Annotated in this window: 14 protein-coding genes; 2 read left to right on the forward strand and 12 right to left on the reverse strand. The window is 40.5% G+C overall.

What is annotated here, in order from left to right; translation table 11 throughout:
- Positions 1 to 103: 103 nt before the first annotated feature.
- Positions 104 to 1,402, reverse strand: coding sequence for a hemolysin family protein (locus MN204_RS11475; RefSeq protein ID WP_249871216.1), 1,299 nt, complete (start codon positions 1,400 to 1,402; stop codon positions 104 to 106).
- Between the two features lie 513 nt (positions 1,403 to 1,915).
- Between MN204_RS11475 and MN204_RS11480 the strand changes: the two genes are divergently transcribed.
- Positions 1,916 to 2,224 carry a hypothetical protein gene (locus MN204_RS11480; protein WP_249871217.1) on the forward strand — a complete coding sequence of 103 codons (309 nt, stop codon included), beginning with the start codon at positions 1,916 to 1,918 and terminating at the stop codon, positions 2,222 to 2,224.
- Between the two features lie 40 nt (positions 2,225 to 2,264).
- Here the strand turns inward: MN204_RS11480 and MN204_RS11485 are convergent, their stop codons facing one another.
- The 7 genes from MN204_RS11485 to MN204_RS11515 all read right to left on the reverse strand — a co-directional run bounded on the left by MN204_RS11485 (position 2,265) and on the right by MN204_RS11515 (position 12,669).
- Positions 2,265 to 4,031, reverse strand: a complete 1,767-nt coding sequence (locus MN204_RS11485) for an L-lactate permease (RefSeq protein WP_249871218.1) — start codon at positions 4,029 to 4,031, stop codon at positions 2,265 to 2,267.
- A gap of 334 nt (positions 4,032 to 4,365) precedes the next feature.
- Complete coding sequence (locus MN204_RS11490) at positions 4,366 to 5,124, reverse strand: fumarylacetoacetate hydrolase family protein (protein ID WP_249871219.1); 759 nt, start codon at positions 5,122 to 5,124, stop codon at positions 4,366 to 4,368.
- 81 nt (positions 5,125 to 5,205) lie between these two features.
- Entirely contained in the window at positions 5,206 to 6,603 is a 1,398-nt protein-coding gene (locus MN204_RS11495; RefSeq protein ID WP_249871353.1) for an FAD-linked oxidase C-terminal domain-containing protein, read from the reverse strand.
- Between the two features lie 74 nt (positions 6,604 to 6,677).
- Positions 6,678 to 8,060 (reverse strand): (Fe-S)-binding protein, encoded by a 1,383-nt coding sequence (locus MN204_RS11500; protein WP_249871220.1) that lies wholly within the window; start codon positions 8,058 to 8,060, stop codon positions 6,678 to 6,680.
- Position 8,061: 1 nt separating this feature from the next.
- Positions 8,062 to 9,396 (reverse strand): FAD-binding oxidoreductase, encoded by a 1,335-nt coding sequence (locus tag MN204_RS11505; protein ID WP_249871221.1) that lies wholly within the window; start codon positions 9,394 to 9,396, stop codon positions 8,062 to 8,064.
- A 15-nt stretch (positions 9,397 to 9,411) separates the two neighbouring features.
- Positions 9,412 to 10,122, reverse strand: coding sequence for a FadR/GntR family transcriptional regulator (locus MN204_RS11510; protein WP_249871222.1), 711 nt, complete (start codon positions 10,120 to 10,122; stop codon positions 9,412 to 9,414).
- 369 nt (positions 10,123 to 10,491) lie between these two features.
- A complete protein-coding gene (locus MN204_RS11515; RefSeq protein ID WP_249871223.1) occupies positions 10,492 to 12,669 on the reverse strand; it encodes a malate synthase G in 2,178 nt (725 codons plus the stop codon).
- A gap of 154 nt (positions 12,670 to 12,823) precedes the next feature.
- On the opposite strand from MN204_RS11515, the gene MN204_RS11520 reads away from it, so the two are divergent.
- Positions 12,824 to 13,708: a LysR family transcriptional regulator gene (locus tag MN204_RS11520; RefSeq protein WP_249871354.1), complete on the forward strand. Its 885-nt coding sequence runs from the start codon at positions 12,824 to 12,826 to the stop codon at positions 13,706 to 13,708.
- Between the two features lie 12 nt (positions 13,709 to 13,720).
- Here MN204_RS11520 and MN204_RS11525 read toward each other — a convergent pair whose 3' ends face one another.
- From MN204_RS11525 to MN204_RS11540, 4 genes are all read right to left on the reverse strand, one after another.
- Positions 13,721 to 14,422 carry a LutC/YkgG family protein gene (locus MN204_RS11525; RefSeq protein ID WP_249871224.1) on the reverse strand — a complete coding sequence of 234 codons (702 nt, stop codon included), beginning with the start codon at positions 14,420 to 14,422 and terminating at the stop codon, positions 13,721 to 13,723.
- A 3-nt stretch (positions 14,423 to 14,425) separates the two neighbouring features.
- Complete coding sequence (locus MN204_RS11530; RefSeq protein WP_249871225.1) at positions 14,426 to 15,859, reverse strand: LutB/LldF family L-lactate oxidation iron-sulfur protein; 1,434 nt, start codon at positions 15,857 to 15,859, stop codon at positions 14,426 to 14,428.
- Positions 15,860 to 15,874: 15 nt separating this feature from the next.
- A complete protein-coding gene (locus tag MN204_RS11535) occupies positions 15,875 to 16,594 on the reverse strand; it encodes a (Fe-S)-binding protein (RefSeq protein ID WP_249871226.1) in 720 nt (239 codons plus the stop codon).
- Between the two features lie 344 nt (positions 16,595 to 16,938).
- The gene (locus MN204_RS11540; protein ID WP_249871227.1) at positions 16,939 to 18,432 is read right to left on the reverse strand and encodes a BCCT family transporter; all 1,494 of its coding nucleotides are present in this window, start codon (positions 18,430 to 18,432) and stop codon (positions 16,939 to 16,941) included.
- Between the last annotated feature and the right edge of the window lie 73 nt (positions 18,433 to 18,505).

Raw genomic sequence — 18,505 nt, forward strand, 5'->3', positions numbered from 1 at the left:
AAGTTGAGTCAAAATTAAACAAGTGAAGGAAATAATATATTTTTATTTTTACAGAATCATACAAAAAGGCATACCTTGCTAGCAGGTATGCCTTTTATTGTATCTATACTATTTTTGCAATTTTAATCCGTTTAATCTGATATCCATCTTTCTCATCAAGGATGAATTCATGGCCATCATGTTCCATGGACGAACCTACTTCAGCATCAAGGTTTTTCGTGAAGAACCAACCACCAATCGTATCTACTTCATCATCTTCCAAGAGTATTCCTAAACGTTGATTTACTTCATCCAAATTCAGTTTACCTGAAACAACTATCGTTTTCTCGTCAATTTCCTCGATATCCGGGATTTCATTTTCATCGAATTCATCACGAATATCACCAACAATTTCTTCCAATATATCTTCAACCGTTACAAGGCCGGCAGTGCCACCGTACTCATCATTAACGATTGCCATATGAATCCGCTCTTTTTGCATTTTAACCAATAGCTGTTTAATTGGGGTCGCTTCTGATACATGAATAATTGGACGAATGAACTTTTCTATCGTATGAGGTTTGTCCTCATCATATTGACCAGTAAAAACCTCTTTCAAATTCACCAAACCAATAATATTATCTTTGTCTTCATCAGCCACAGGATATCTCGTAAACTGTCCATCACGAATGATTTCGATGTTAGCTTCAAAACTGTCCTCTTTTGAAAGATATACCATCTCTGTACGAGGAACCATTATTTCCCTTGCTACGCGTTCATCAAAATCAAAAATATTGTTTACATACATCATTTCTGATTGATTGATTTCACCACTCTTAAAACTGTCTGCAAGAATCAAGCGCAATTCTTCTTCACTGTGCGATGCTTCGTGACCAGTCATGGGCTGCAGTCCCACAGAACGAGCTAAGAGTCGTGCTGAAACGTTTAAGAACCAAATGAACGGGAAGAGAAGTCGATAAAAGAAAATAAGAGGCCGTGCTACAAACAATGTAACCTGCTCGGCTTTTTGAATTGCCAATGTCTTTGGTGCAAGTTCTCCCACAACAATATGGAGGAACGTTGCAAATGCAAAAGAAATAGCAATGGAAAAAGTTGTAACAAGTCCTCCACTTATATTCAGTGACCCAATAATAGGATGCAGTAGGCTTTCGAATGCAGGTTCCGATAGACGCCCGATCCCGATTGCAGTAGCCGTGATACCGAGTTGACAAGTGAACAAATACTCATCCAAATGGGTCACAACTTTATTAGCGTATATCGCTGACTTCCTTCCATTTTCAATATGCGGTTCTAGCTGAGCACTTCGAACTTTTACAATCGCAAACTCTGCCATTACGAAGAAAGCGGCTAAAGCTAGAAGTACTGCAACTGCAAGTAAACTTATTATGGTATCTATGTCCAATTAAGATCCTTGTGCCATCGACACAAGGACTTCACCTCCTGATTTTTTTAGAAAACTTGGTTGTCACCAAGTCTTTCGGTGACAGCCTTAGTCGCACTTATGCAGGAAGGAAAGTTTTATACTTTCCTTCCTGCTAAAAAATAAGTATATTCGATTTGATTTTCCGTACGTGATGATTCAACATATGAAGTAAAAATACAGTTACGGAGCCATTGCTGAATCGGTCATATAGTTTTACCTTCCCATCGAACCACCTACTTTCCTTATTTGATTATAATATATTTGAAAATATGAGTCTATATTTAGTGACATATTTATAGGCTTGTTCGCAGAGGAATAATGAAATCTAACCAATATCTGTGTAAAACTTTCCGTACCTTATTATGCACTTTGGCAATTGTATTTATAAAGCAAAAGCACCTCAACTTTTGATATAGTTTAGTTGTCGATAAACATCTAGATCACAGTTGAGGTGAAATTTAATAATGTATTCGTTAATTGCAGATTATAAAAATGCATACAACGATGCCAAATGAAGTGCCTGTTAGGAAAAAGTCATTATTCCCAGTTTCTCAAATGATAGAAAAAAACGCTATTAGAAGACATCTACTTAAACAAATCGATATTGCTCTAGAAAGTAATTATGAATCTTTCATGAAACAAGGTGCTGTTTTTATCATTTCCCTTGAAAACGTGCCTGCCAAAAACCAATCACAAATAGTAACCTTGCAAGTTGGCCCTAACAGCTCCTATAAATCCTGCAACCCTACCAGAGGAAAACCGAACAGTGCCAGGCACTGTTCGGTTTTCGGCATATTATGACATTATTCGGGTAGTGACAGGCACCTCAGTGGCACCTCCGTTAAGCTACATTATTCTTTCGAGTTATTGCGTCCAGTCGTTTGTTGTTGGTTGCGATAATATAGATGACGACTGCCCAAATAAGAACGGAGATAATGATTCCAATGTTGAAGATACCTTTATCAGCTGTCCACATAATGGAATAACCAATCGAACCGATCAACAGGGCATAATAGAAAAACGGAAGAAGTGTTTTACGAATAACATGACCTTCTTTCCCTACAAGACCTACTACCGCTGACGCTGCAACAACGTTATGCACACAAATCATATTTCCTGCAGCACCACCAACAGCCTGAAGTGCAACCATCCAAGTTGCGTCCCCACCAATCCGATCACCTACTCCATACTGGAAGAGCGAGAACATCATATTACTAACCGTATTACTACCAGCTACAAATGCACCGAGTCCTCCGACAAACGTCGCAAAGATTGGGTACACAGACCCTGCAAGACCGGCAACACCTTCTGCTAATACGATTGGCATTTCCGCATAACCTGCCGCTCCGCCACCTGAGTTAAGAAATACCTGAACCATCGGAACAGTAAAAACTAAAGCCGATCCTGCAGCTATCATTGTTTTACCGGAATCTTTCCAAGCTCTCGCGAATTCCCTGGCTTTCATTCCATGGAGATAATATGTGAATACCGCAACGACTATAAAAATAAAGCCCGGCGAAAATAGAATTTCCCAACTGGACGATATTGCTGAACCGAAAATATTGGGAAGTGTTAATTTTACAGATTTAAGCCAATCTCCAACTACAGTTAGTCTTGATATTAGTAAAAGAACAGCAATCATCACGTAGGGAGCCCATGCTCTCCACATACTTATTTTACCTGCATAAATATCACTATGTTTGAGTTCGACACGTCCTGTCCAAGTTGGATCCCAGCGATCTTTTGCTTCAAAGTCCCAAATATCGTCTTCTTTAGGCATAAGGAATCCTCTTTTAGCAGCAGGAATAACAATAGCCAACCCTATTAAGCCACCAATCATTGCAGGAAACTCAGGTCCTAACACGTTAGCAACGAACAAATATGGCATAGTCATCGCCAGCGAAGCAAATATTGCGAACTTCCAGACCTTTAAGCCTTCACTGAATGATTTGTTTTTCCCGAAAAATTTAGTTAATATGGCGACTAAAAACAATGGAATTAATAGCCCCGCAATGGCATGGAGTAAGGCTACTTTCCCCGCAACACCAAATACAAACGTGGAAATATCTGTGATTTGAGTGAGCGGCTCAAGTCCTGTACCTACCCCAACAATCATTGGTGTTCCAACTGCCCCAAATGATACTGGTGTACTTTGAATAACCATGCCGGATACAACTGCTGCCATCGCTGGGAAGCCTAACCCAACTAATAATGGTACCGCGACAGCAGCTGGTGTACCAAAACCTGCTGAACCTTCAATAAATGAACCGAAAAGCCATGCGATAATAATTACTTGAATACGGCGATCCGGTGTAATATCGGTAAAACCGCGACGAATGGTGTGAAGCCCCCCGCTTTCTTGCAGTGTGTTCAATAATAAAATCGCACCGAAAATAATAAATAAAAGCGTGACAGCTACGATAAGCCCATGAACAGAAGCAGCAGCGACTTGTGGAAATGCTACATCCCAAATAAATAGAGCCAGTAAGACAGCTACAATATAGGAAAGCGGCATTGCTTTACTTGCCGGCCATTTAAGACCGACTAGAAAAACAGCAACAACAATAATTGGTAATAAAGCCAGTACAGCTAATAATCCATTCCCCAATTTCAATCCCCCCTTATAAAGTAAAAATTCATCAGTGAGAGCTTTTTCTCCCCCACTTGTAAAGAAGAACAAGGGCTAAAGTTACAACGTCCTGTCCCAACGCTTTTTTGACTGCATCCTTTAGGCCCTTATCAATCGGACTTTTACGGCAAATATCCCCTACCCAAAATTCTCAACCCTCCTTTATTTTTAAAGTATGGGATTTATTGCCAGTTACCATGTTATAAAGGTTTAATTATATTAAATAACAACATCATTTTTTAAATTTGATATTGTTATATAACTTATGAATCACCTGGCTTTTCCATTCCTTTATTAGTGGTACAATTCAACCTTATTCTACAGCGTTACGAAGCTCACCAATTCCAGCAATTTGACAGATGATTTCATCCCCAGATTTCATCATTTCTGCCCCTAGTGGACTACCAGTAAGAATCACATCGCCTGCTTCCAGTGTCATCACGCTGGATAAGTAAGCGATCATCTTTCTCATGGAAACAATCATAAGCGATGTAGAACTATCCTGCTTCTTGTCGCCATTTAAATATGCTTCAACCGTTACTTTGTCAGGATCGAGTTCTGTTTCGATATATGGACCAAGCGGTGTAAACGTGTCAAATGATTTTCCTACCATCCAATGTCCAGCTTCATGAAAGAATTGCGGTGCCGTTACATCATTGGCTACCGTATAGCCAAAAATATAGTCTGTTACATGTTCTTCTGAAATGTTGCTTGTACGTTTGCCAATCACAACTGCTAGCTCTGATTCAAATTTCACTTCTTCTATTCCAGTTGGGATAACAATTGGTTCTCCACTACTTATGATGGATGAAATTGGTTTATAAAAAAATACAGGAATTTCAGGAAGTTCAGAAGGTAAATCATCTGTTTTACCAACATAGTTTGCGCCAATACCTATCACATGTCTTGGTGTAAGTGGGGCTAATAGTTCAACCTCTTCTCGATTATGTATGAAATCTGTATGTTCCCAATCAGAGAATATGTTCCCCTCAATTTGTTGAATCTGATCACCCGTTACAATTCCTTGCATAATTGCCTCTTCATTTTGTTTTTTAAATCTAGCGAATTTCATTGTTTCCACTCCTCTAATTCATTTGTGGAGGGGGTATTTTTCCACCCCTCTCTTTTATACCGGACTTTTTGAACAAACTTTTTAAGCTTTTACTAATTCCTTTTTCACTTCTGCACAACGACCAGGTTGTGGGAATAGTTTTCCTGGGTTTAATAGATTTTTTGGGTTAAACACAGCTCGTATATCTGTTTGTGCAGCTATTTCTTCGTCACTGAAAATAAAGCGCATTTCAGCTGATTTTTCAATTCCGACACCGTGTTCACCAGTAATCGAACCTCCAACATCTGCACAAGCCTTTAAGCATTCGGAACCCGCTTTGGATGCACGCTCACTTTCACCCGGAATACTCGCATCGTATAATATGAGTGGATGTAGATTTCCATCGCCTGCATGGAAGATGTTCGCAATACGAAGCTCATACTTTTTACTGATTTCAGCGATTTTTGTAAGGACCTCAGGCAAGCGTGTTCTGGGAATAACGCCATCCTGCACAAGATAGTCAGGAGAGATTGCCCCCATTGCTCCAAAGCCCATCTTTCGGTTTGCCCACCAAAGACCACGCTCTGCCTCATCTTTCGCCACTTTTACTTCTCGGACATTATTATTTTTACATACAGTAAGAATCTCATCGATTTGGTCTTCAATTCCAGCGGCAATCCCATCTACTTCAATAAGCAGAAAGGCAGCAATGTCTCTTGGATGTCCAACTGGATAGGCAGCTGATTCCACACCTTCAATGGCAATAGAATCCATCATTTCAAGTGCTGCTGGAATGATCCCAGCAGCAATAATCTCTGAAACTGCTTTACTTGCATCATCGATTTCATCAAAATAAGCAAGAACGGTTTTCTTCCCTTCAGGATTTTTTAATACTTTTACTGTGATTTTAGTTACGATGCCAAGCGTTCCTTCTGAACCAGTCAAAAGGCCAAGCAGATCATATCCCGGACGATCGGGAACACCTTCTTCACCAAGTTCAATGACTTCACCACTAGGAAGTACAATTTCAAGGCCTAAGATATGATTCGTCGTAACGCCATATTTCAAACAATGGGCGCCACCTGAATTCTCAGCGACATTACCGCCAATTGTACATGTATATTGGCTTGAAGGATCTGGTGCGTAATAGTAGCCTTTGTCCGAAATAGATTGTGTCAGCTTAAGGTTAATAAAACCTGGCTCAACAACTGCTTTTCTATTTTCCAAGTCAAGATGAAGCATTTTCTTCATCTTGACCAGACTAATCAGCACTTCCCCTCCCAATGGTGTCGCTCCTCCACTTAAACCGGTACCAGCACCGCGTGCGATATATGGGGTTTCTTCTTTGTTTAAGCATTTCACAACGTCTGTAACCTGTTTTGTGCTTTTTACAAAAACAACCGCTTTTGGCATACCTTTTGACATCGTATAGCCATCACATTCATAAGAAATGAGATCTTCTTTCAAATAAAGAACTTCATTTTCGCCAACAATATCCATTAATTTTTGTACAACAGCATCGGGTTTTTGTCTTTGACGCTTTTTTCCAAACAAATTTCTCACATCCTTTATCATTACGATTTAACTTGTTTGCTTGCTTCCTCTTTATCTTTTTCATAAGCCCAATCCAGCAGTTGGATGGTATGGACAACCTTTTCACTTCTGCCATGTTTTTTTACACCCATCGCGATTTGAAGCATGCAACCAGGATTGCCCATTGAAATCATTTCAATATTCTCAGGGATGTCATCAATCTTACGGTCAAGAAGTGCCCCTGCCATCTCAGGGTGTGTGAGATTGTAGATTCCTGCACTGCCACAGCATCTGTCTGCATCCGGTAACTCCACCATCTCCACACCTGGAATTTCTTTTAAAAGCTGACGAGGTTCAAAGCGTACACCTTGCCCGTGTGCTAGGTGACATGCATCGTGGTACGTTATTTTGGTTTTCACTTCTGCTTTTGGACGTTTAAAATCAGTGTCATACAAAAACTTGGAAACATCTTCAACTTTTGCTGAAAATTCTTTTGCTAAAGGCAGCATCTCAGGATCATTTCTGAATAGTTCGTGATACTCCTGCAGTGCACTTCCACAGCCTGCTGCATTTACTAGTACTTTATCGTAATCTTTAAAAGCCTCGATATTTTGTTTTGCAAGCATTTTCCCTGTTTCTCGATCTCCAGCATGAATATGAAGAGCCCCACAGCATCCCTGTTGTTTTGGCATACCAACCTCAAATCCGTTATGTGTCAGCACACGAATGGTCGCTTCGTTAACATCACTGAACATGACATCCATGACACAGCCAGTTAAAATCCCTACCCGTTGCTTTGTCTCACCTTCAGCTGGTACAATCTCCGGATACCTGCCTAGCACCGGTTTTCCTACTTTCGGAAGAACGGACTCCATATCTTTCAAGTGGGTTGGCATGACGTTAAGCATCCCTGTTTTTCTTACAACAGTTTGGACCCCGCTCTTTTGGTAAAACCGCATGAACCCACCAAGCATATTCAAACGATTCTGATGTGGAAAAACACCTTTTAATGCTGTCTTGCTGATCATTCCACTAAATCCTTTTAAAGGCATTGCCTGGCGAATTTGACCTCGAGCCTCTTCAATTAAACCACCCACTTGCACATCTGCAGGACATGCAGTTTCACAAGCACGACAATCCAAACAATCAAATACAGGTTTGGAAAATGCTTCATTGACATTAATTTTGCCTTCCGCTACAGCTTTGATTAAATAAACACGCCCTCTTGGTGAATGTTGTTCTTCACCTGTTTCCTGATACGTCGGACAAGCTTCCAGACACATGCCACAGTGAACACAGTCTGCCCATTTATTTTCATCAGGAAGATCATCCCAAAGATAGTTTCCTAACGTCTTCGTTTCACATGCTACCCCGTTTTTTGCAATCTCTACCAAATTTGCTAATCCCTTCTCATGCACACTCATTCTATATACCTCCTACAAATCGATGGCGGTTTAGGATTACCTTCGGGTCGTTTGTTCGTTTAATACCTTGTAGCAGTGCAAAGTACCCTGGCTTTTCACCCCAAACTCCAACCGTCTCCCTTAATTGAAATGGTAAATGTGTACAAACGACATACCCGTGGCCGTTTTCTACCTTTGTGCGAAATTCTCTAATGTATGAAACAATATTGCTGGAAGACCCCTTTACAAATACCCGTGAAATTCCATGGCCTAAGCCTCCATGCGCTTCAATTGAGACAGCATGCATCGCAGCAAGTTTATCAGCCAGCTCCAGGTTAACGAGGACATCCAAATTATTACTTCCTACTTTTAAGGCAGCTTGCGTAGCTGCATCATGCTGTTCATCATTGTAGCCGTTTGGACCCAAATGACGGAATTTTTCCCACCACTGCCTTGCTTCTTCTTCATGCATTACGGTATGTTCCACGCCGACTGGTAAATGTTCCTTCACCCATTTTTCCTGTTCCAGAACAGCATTTTCCCGATCTTCAAATGCAATTGCAAGTGTATAGCAATGTTTACCATTCATCTTTTCAGTAAGCGTAGGGTTTAAAAGCTCCAGAGAGACCGGTTCCATCATCGAATCGAGAATCTTCACAGAAAAATCACGAATATCCTGTTCATTGCCTTTCAGAAAATGCAGCAGAGATAGTCCCTCGTATTTTGGGAGTGGACGTAGTTTAATCGTGATTTCACTAATTACACCAAGTGTTCCCATCGAACCGATGAAAAGCTTATTCATGTCATACCCCGCCACGTTTTTTACAACTTTACCGCCTGTGCGAATAACGTTTCCATCCGAATAAACAATTCTCGTGCCGATAACCAAATCTCTAGCAGATCCGTAAAGCAGTCTTTTAGGACCGCTGTCATTTGCTGCGACAATGCCACCAATCGTTGCCAGCTCCGGCCAGGGAGTATCAAATGCGACACGCTGTCCGGTTTTAGTTAATGCATTTGTAATTTCTTTTAACGTCGTTCCGGGTTTCACCGTCAATGTCAGATCACCAACGGAATGATCGACGACTCCCTTGTAGTTTGCAAGCGACAACAAAATATCGGCCAGTTCAACTATTCCGCCGTATCCCCGCTTCGTTCCACCAGATATAACATTTACCGTTTTATCATGTTCATTTGCATATGCGAGCACACTTGAAATATCTTCTTCAGAGTAGGCTTCCATCATCTGTATCCCGCCATTACCAAGCGGATGCTTTTGTTCATCATTCTGTTTGATTTGTTCTTTGGGTAGAATGTCCTCGATTGGTAAAACACCTTCCGTACCAGAAGTAATCATGTTCCAGTTCCTCCTTCATTCATTACTTGAATCTTGCAGGTGACTATGAAGTAACGCTTCTACATATGTAAGGTGACTTAGCATTGCTTCACGAGCGTTTATGGAATCATTTGCTCTTATAGCCTCATAAATTGCAGTATGCTGCATGCTGACATCGGATGATAATTTCGAATCCGATAAAATGATTCGATGGCAGTCCATCATGCCCTTTTTCATTGATTCCGAAACCGCTTTCAACGATTCGATCAATATTTCATTACCACATGCTTCTGCAATCGCCTGGTGAAATTCATAATCTGCTTTCCACCCTTTTAATGTTTTAGCCTCTATTAAGTCATTCAATGCTAATTCCATTGGACCCAGTTGACTTACGGTTGCGTTAATTGCAGCCATTTCAACAATACCAACCTCCAAAATCTTACGAACTTGATAAACTTCACGAATGTCTCTTTTTCTCAGGCTTAGTACGTTAGGAAGCAGATAATTGGTATCAGTACGGCAGACAAAGGTACCTTCCCCATGCTTTATGACGACAAGTCCTCTTCCTTTTAATGTTGTTAACGCATCACGCACGGCCGAGCGTCCCACTTCAAACATGTCACACAGTTCTCTAACAGAAGGCAATTTTTCCTCAGGCTCAACTTTACCGGAAAGAATCCATCCTTCAATTTGTTCAACAACAATCTCAGAAACCTTTTTTCTCGATATTTTATCAGCTTGAAGCACTTGAAGACCTCCCTCTGCTTCGATTACGAAGCTCGTTTACTTATCAGATATCTGATAACTTTTTCTTTAGTAAACCATTGTAATCGTGCAAAGTCAAGGTTGTTTTCAAAAGAATGCAAATATTTATACGATACTATCTTCTTTTATACTTTTCGTCAAATAGTAACAATGCGGAGCCTTTATGTATTCAAGTTTCCATACTAGCGAAATTCTGGTTGCGGAGGACCTGGGTTGCTCAGAACTTTGTCCATTAACAATTTGGCTATACCGAAACTGAAACTCGGGCACCAGCTCTAACTCGACAAACAATCGTTCCGAGTCGAATCAAAGAACAAAGAGAAGGAGGGACCTGCTAGTCCCTCCCATCCATTAACTTTTTACGTGGTACTTTTCTTTTGCTTCCAGACGGCGACTGTGAAGAATCGGTTCCGTGTACCCGCTTGGTTGTTCTTTCCCTTTGAAAACAAGGTCGCATGCTGCTTGGAATGCAATAGAATCTTCGAAGTTAGGTGCCATTGGGCGATAAAATGCATCTCCTGCATTTTGCTCGTCAACAATTCTGGCCATACGTTTCAGTGTATCTAACGTCTGTTCTTCGGTACAAATACCATGGTGAAGCCAGTTGGTTAACATTTGGCTAGAGATACGCAATGTGGCACGATCTTCCATAAGCGCTACATTGTTAATATCCGGAACTTTTGAACAGCCAACACCCTGCTCTACCCAACGAACAACATAACCTAGCAATGTTTGTGCGCTGTTATCAAGCTCGTTCTGAATTTCATCAGCAGACCAGTCTGTATTTTCTGCAACTGGAATTTGTAAAATGTTCTTACGGTAATTCTGCACATCTTTTTGAAGTTCCTCTTGAACTTTTCGAACGTCAATTTCATGGTAGTGAAGCGCATGCAGTGTTGCGGCTGTCGGTGATGGAACCCAGGCGGTGTTTCCACCTGCTTTTAAGTGGCCAGCTTTTTGCTCCAGCATAGCAGCCATTAAATCCGGCATGGCCCACATCCCTTTTCCAATTTGCGCTTTCCCCTTTAAACCGGTATCCAAGCCAATACGGACATTATTTTTCTCATAGCCAGTCAGCCAAGTTGATGATTTCATTTCACCTTTTCTAATCATTGGGCCTGCTTCCATGGAGGTATGAATCTCATCACCTGTGCGATCTAGGAAACCAGTATTAATGAAAACAATACGTTCTTTTACTTCATTTATACAATTTTTCAAGTTCAAGCTGGTTCGGCGTTCCTCATCCATTACGCCAATTTTAAGTGTGTTGCGCTTCATCTCAAGCATGTCTTCAATACGATTAAATAATTCATTTGCAAAAGCCACTTCTTTGGATCCGTGCATCTTCGGCTTAACAATATAGACAGAACCCTTCGTAGAATTTTGGTATGGACTATTACCTAATAGATCGTGTTTAGCCATCAAGCTTGTAAACACACCATCCATAATTCCTTCAGGTACTTCCTGCCCGTTCTCATCCAACATTGCGTTGTTCGTCATTAAGTGACCAACGTTACGGATAAACATCAGCACACGACCAGGTAGTGTAATCTCTTCACCGTCCGTTCCTGTATAGACACGATCACGGTTTAATGTACGCGTAAATTCTTTTTCCCCTTTTCTGAATACAGACGTTAAATCTCCTCTGTTCAGGCCCAGCCAGTTGCGATATACAAGTGTTTTATCTTCGGCATCTACAGCTGCTACAGAATCTTCACAGTCCATTATGGTGGAGGTTGCGGACTCCAAGTAAACATCTTTAACGCCAGCCGGGTCCGTTTTTCCGATTGGGTGATTACGGTCAATTTGAATTTCAAAATGTAAACCGTTATTTTTAAATAACACAGCATCAGGATTTTTCGCAGACCCCTGGTAACCAGTAAATTTAGCAATATCTTCAAGTTCCGTTGTCTCTCCGCTTTTAAGGGTTACGATTAGTTTCCCGCTATCAATGGTGTAGTTCGTTACGTCTAGATGTGAGGAGGTTTGAAGTGGTACGTTTTCATCAAGGAAATTTTTAGCAAATGCAATTACTTTTTCGCCACGGATAGGGTTATAGGCATCTTTTTTCTCAGCGCCGTCTTCTTCACTTATAGCATCTGTTCCGTATAGTGCATCATAAAGTGAACCCCAGCGTGCGTTAGCAGCATTAATGGCATAGCGTGCATTGTCAATTGGCACCACGAGCTGTGGTCCAGCCTGTACCGTAATGACATCGTCGATATTCTCGGTCGTAATATTGAAATCTTCTGTCTGAGGCTCCAAATAGCCGATTTTTTCTAAAAATGCTTCATATGTTTTGGAATCAAATGCATTGTTTTCTTTATGCCATGCATCGATCTGCTTTTGTAATTCATCACGCTCAACTAATAAGGCTTTATTTTTCGGAGCCAAATCGGAGACAAGTTTACCTAAATCTGTCCAAAATTTTTCAACATCAAGCCCTGTTTCTGGTAGTGCTTCCGAAGTAACAAAATCATAAAGTACTTTGGCAACTTGAAGATTGCCCACCTTCACATAATCCGTCATACATAATTCCTCCCTTTCCTATCCCTCTATCAACTATTCTAATAGGAGATTATCAGAAACAAAAATACATGTTTTGCATGAATGTTATTCCTTTTGGCTATACCTTACCGTATAATTAGGTTAAAGTCAGTAATATTTTGAGAGGGTGCTCATGATGGACATAAGACAAATTGAATATTTTGCAGAAGTTGCGAAACAGCTCAACTTCACGAGAGCAGCTTCCATTCTTCATATATCACAGCCTTCATTAAGTAAAACAATTAAAAACCTTGAGACAGAGCTAGGTGCTCCACTCTTTTATCGAGGCGCTAAACAATTGGATCTAACGGATGCAGGAAAAGCGTTCTTAGTCAATGCGAAGACTGTTCTTGATGCTTTCGAAAATTTAACATCTGAACTAAATGATGTCATTAATATAAAAAAAGGTGAAATAAAAATCGGGATTCCCCCGATTATTGGCGCAGCATTTTTCTCAAAATTAATAAGTAAATACAAAGAGTCCTATCCTTCCATTAATTTGATCTTAAATGAGGTTGGAAGTAACAAAATTAAACATGGCGTTAATGAAGGCGAACTGGATATTGGATTAATCTGCAATCTCCCCATTCAAAAAGAAAACTTTGAGACAATTAAACTATTAAAAGATCCATTAATGCTTGTTGTACAAAAAGACAATCCGTTAACGGAAAGAGAATCCATTGGCTTTTCCCATATCGAAAAAGAGCCCTTTATTATGTACCGACATGATTTCTCCCTCCATGACAGGATTATTGAAGCATGTGAAAATCATGGATTTTATCCAAATATCGTATGTGAGAGCTCACAAAAGGATTTTATGATTGAGATGGTTGAAGCAAAATTAGGTGTTGCCTTATTACCTAGTAAAATTTGCGGTCAGATTAACAGTGATAAAATTAAAGCGATTCCTTTTACGAGACCTGTCGTCAATCTGGAATTAGGCATGATCTGGAAAAAGGACAAATACGTGCCACATGCTGTACGTGAATTTATCGCCATGTCCGAATCATTCAGCATTTAAACAAAGCAATATTTAGCGATCTGCTACTACTACATACACTGCCTTAACCGGCCCATGTACCCCGACAACGATGTCCATTTCAATATCAGCACTATTACTGGGTCCGGAAATGAAGTTGACACAGGTTGGAATTTCCTTACCATTCTCTACAAGTTTATGAATCTCGTGAGTGACCTGCGTCATTCGGGGTACAATGGTTGATTTTGGGACAATAGCAATATACGTAATCGGCAACAGACTTACGGAACGGGCAATATCCTTATCGTTGAATTGAACAATCGTACCAGACTCGGCCAAACTCTTATCACTAAAAAATACGCCTATGTCCGCATGTTTAGCTTTCTCAATATTTTCTTTACCGGCTGCAGTGTCCCATATATGTGTTTGGGTTGTATCAAATAAGGAAGTGAGCCCATATTCTGAAAACCTACTATCCTTTGTAATGACGATAGAGTCTCCACCGTATTCGTTTATAATCTTTTCTATCGTTACAGAAAGCTCCGATTGCTGTGTTTCATACACATCAACATTTCTTTCTGTACTGTTTTTTTGAAAAGCTGCCATTAGGCCGTCAGTCGATTCATTTTTGTAAACCTGCCATTGTGGCTGGTGTTTCCACGTTGGCAGGGAGACATCTTCCTTACGTTTTCGTTCAAGCTTATCAGCAATATTATTTAAAAAAGAATCCTTATTTTGAATGATGCCTTTAGCCATTGACTACTGCCTCCCCTTTTGATGTTCTTTAAACCAGGTTCTAAAATTATCTTTCCCGGGTGAAGGAAATTTACGGATTTCTGTCCAAGGCTTCATAGGACCTGGAATTTTCGAAATACTGCCATCTTGTATGAACGGTTTCATAAATATCGGTGCGCCCTTCACAGCTATTTGAAACAATGATGGTGTGCTTGCACCAATTCCAAATGCTTTCATGGCTGCTTTTTCACTTGCTTTTACCCTTCCTTTTTCCTTCACATAATTTTCCCGGTGCCTGATTAATTGTTCATGGAGTGGAATCTTAACAGGACAAGCTTCCGTACAGGCGGCACAAAGACTAGATGCGAAAGGGAGTTCGCCATATTCCTCATAACCTCCAAGAATAGGGGAAAGTACAGCGCCAATTGGTCCTTGGTAAATGGAACCATAAGCATGCCCTCCAATATGCCGATACACAGGACAAACATTCACACAGGCTGCACATCGGATGCAATGAAGAGCCGATTGAAACTCCGTGCCCAATGCCCTTGAACGTCCAGCATCCAAAATGACAAGATGAAACTCCTTTGGTGCATCAACACAATCTTCCTCCACGCCTGGTGTCAAATTCGTTACATACGTCGTTATCTTTTGCCCCACGGCACTTCTGCTTAATAAATTGATTAAAACGTCCATTTCCTCCCAGGTCGGTACTAGCCGTTCCATACCCATAACCGTTATCTGTGTCTTCGGAAAGGTTGTAACCATATTCAAGTTACCTTCGTTCGTTGCAAGGGAGAGAGAACCAGACTCCGCAATAGCAAAGTTACAACCCGTAATTCCAATATCCGCTTCCATAAACACGTCACGAAGCTGGCTCCTGGCAAAAGCTGTTAACTCTCGTGGTTCTTCAGTTCCCATATAGCCTACCTTCGTTTTAAATGTATCACGAATCTGCTCTTTATTTTTATGAAGGGATGGAACAACAATATGAGACGGTCGATCTTTATCATCCAGCTGCAAAATGTACTCAGCAAGGTCTGTTTCATGTACATGACATCCGATTTCTTCCAATGCTTCATTCAGACCAATTTCTTCTGTAACCATTGATTTTGATTTGGTTACATGCTTTGCATTCTTTTTCCTGGCAACATCTTGGATATATCGGTTAGCATCTTCAGCTGTTTCAGCAAAATATACATGTCCACCACGTTCAGCGAAATTTTCACTTAACTGATCCAAGTAAAAGTCAAGGTTCTCCAATGTATGCCTGCGAATTTCTTCACCAGCACTTCGCCATTCTTCCCAATCACCAATCGTTTTATCTCCTTCGGTTGCAGCAAGCTTTTTCCCACGTAATCTATCCTGAGCTGATGCCATCGCATGACGCATGAAGTCATCCTGCAAGGCATCTTCAATCCGATCAAAGAACTGCTTTTCTCCAATTTTCATTGGCATGTAAAAATACCTCCCTTAGGCTCGCGTATTTAATATTTGAGCAATATGCTTCACTTTAATCGGTATTTCCCTTCGATCTAACCGTCCTCCTATGTTCATGAGACAACCGTTGTCAGAGCCAATCAGCACAGCGGCTGAAGATTCCTGAACATGTCTGACTTTTTCATCCACCATTTGTTCCGATATCGGACCCATTTTCACTGCAAAAGTTCCCCCGAACCCACAACAGTCATAGCTGTTTTTAAGTGGTAGTAATTCAAGGCCCTTTACATTTTTCAAAAGTTTAAATGGTGCCTCGGTTTCCTTTAGTAACCTGAGCATGTGACAAGAGCTATGGTAAGTAGCTTGCTCTGGATAGACTGCCCCCACATCCTCAACACCCAGAACAGAAACAATAAATTGGGTAAACTCATACGTTTTATCCGCAATAGCTTGAGCTCTTTCCTGCCATTCTTTGTCTTCTTCAAATAGACCTGGATATTCCTTGAGCATTGCTGCACAGGAACCTGAAGGGGAAACAATATACTCCGAGTCTTCGAAACTTGTAATCATCTGTTTTGCTGCCTTTTTCGCATCCTTTCGATAACCACTGTTGAATGCAGGTTGGCCACAACAGATTTGACCTGCTGGCAAATCAATTTCACAGCCAAGTCTCTCCAGAACTTCCACCACATCTTTAGCAACATCCTGATAAAATATTTCCCCAAGACAGGTGACAAATAAAGACACTTTCATGATTATCCACTCTTTCTTTTGCGTATTTGAAGTATTTCGTTATCGAACAAATTTCCTCATCTAAATTAGAATCTAGTCTTTTATTATGTAAGCTAGCCTGACTGGGATGTATAACGTGAAAAACCTGACCCACTAACTAAACCGCTTTCATTATATATTTTAAAAATCAGGTCAATCATTGACCTGATTTTATCTGAAATTTCTAACTACGTCAATGGACCGAATAAAGCTCTTTTGTAGCTTACTTTAGCGACTAATAAAAACCAATAACAAAATATCTCTTAAAAAACTGCCTTTTACCTCACTTTAAAAGCAGCTGATAGCTATCAGCTGCCTTCCTGAATTTACTTCTTCCCTTTGAAGTCTTTGTTTATCAATTTCAAGAATGATAACATCATCAATAGTAAGATGATTGTGAACGGCAATGCGGAGGTCAAGGAAGCTGTCTGTAATGCTTCAAGTCCACCAGCAAGCAATAGTACAACCGCAATTGCTATAATCAGAAAACCCCAAATCATTTTTGTAATTAGAGCAGGATTCAATGTACCCTTCGAAGTCATACTTCCTAAAATATACGTCGCTGAGTCTGCGGAAGTAACCAGGAATGTGAATATTAACAAAATCGATAAAACGGATAATATATCCGTTAAAGGTAGTACACCAAATGTTTCAAATAATGCTACCGTGACATCTTGGTTGACAGCTTCGGCTATTTGGGTTCCGTTTATCAAATCGCTATGCAGAGCTGTCCCACCAAACGTAGCAATCCACAAACAGGCAATTGCCGGTGGTACGACTAGAACACCAAAGACAAATTGGCGAATGGTCCTTCCCCTTGAGACACGTGCGACAAATGCCCCTACAAATGGGGACCACGCAATTGCCCATGCCCAGTAGAATATCGTCCATTCCTGTACCCATGTTCCACCCTCATAAGGAGTCAGGCGCAAGCTATACTGAATAAAGTTGGTTATATAATCACCCGTAGCCAATACAAATGTCTCCAATATGAATACTGTCGGACCCGCAATGAAAACAAATACTAAGAGCAGGAGTGTCAATCCAAGGTTTAAATTACTGAGCCATTTAATCCCTTTATTTAAACCTGTGCTGGAGGAAGCTAAATATGCTACAAGTATTACTGCTGCAATGATCATCTGTATCCAAATGGAACTTGGTATATTAGCTACAGCTGTTAATCCACCGTTCATTTGCATGATACCTAGGCCAAGGGAGGTGGCTACTCCCATAACCGTTGCGATTACCGCAAGAGAATCAACCGTGTTTGCAACTCCTTTGTTTTTTCCGACTATTGGTTCAATTGCGATAGATACTAATCCTTTTTCATTTTTCCTGAACTGCAAATAAGCAATAACCAAACCAACCATTGCAAAAACTGACCACTGACTTATTCCCCAGTGGAAAAATGAATAGCCCATCGCTATGCGGGCAGCCTCATCCGTTTGCCCTACGAGACCTGGGAAAGGTGTTTCAAAATAATGGCTCATCGGTTCGGCAACACCCCAGAACACGATAGAAATTCCAAATCCTGCTGAGAATAGCATACCGATCCATGTGAAAAAAGGGAATTCCGGCCGTGAATCTGGTGGACCTAGTCTTAAGTTGCCAAATTTACTGATAGAAACTGCGATGAGAAATAAGGTGATAACGAATACAGCCAATAGGTAAAACCAGCCAAAATTAGTTGTTGTAAAATCAAACAGGTTACCTGCGACCTGACCAAAAGTCACTGGAGCAAAAGCACCAATAATAACCAATACTGTAACAATTATTGCTGATACAAAAAATACTGGATTAAAATATGTTCTTTTTTTCATGACAATTCCTTTCTTAGTTATGTTATTTTTTGTACTATGTATAAAAGGATTAACTTAAATTGTATTACCGTTT

The sequence above is a fragment of the Oceanobacillus saliphilus genome (assembly GCF_023522835.1).
Classification (GTDB): domain Bacteria; phylum Bacillota; class Bacilli; order Bacillales; family Amphibacillaceae; genus Oceanobacillus; species Oceanobacillus saliphilus.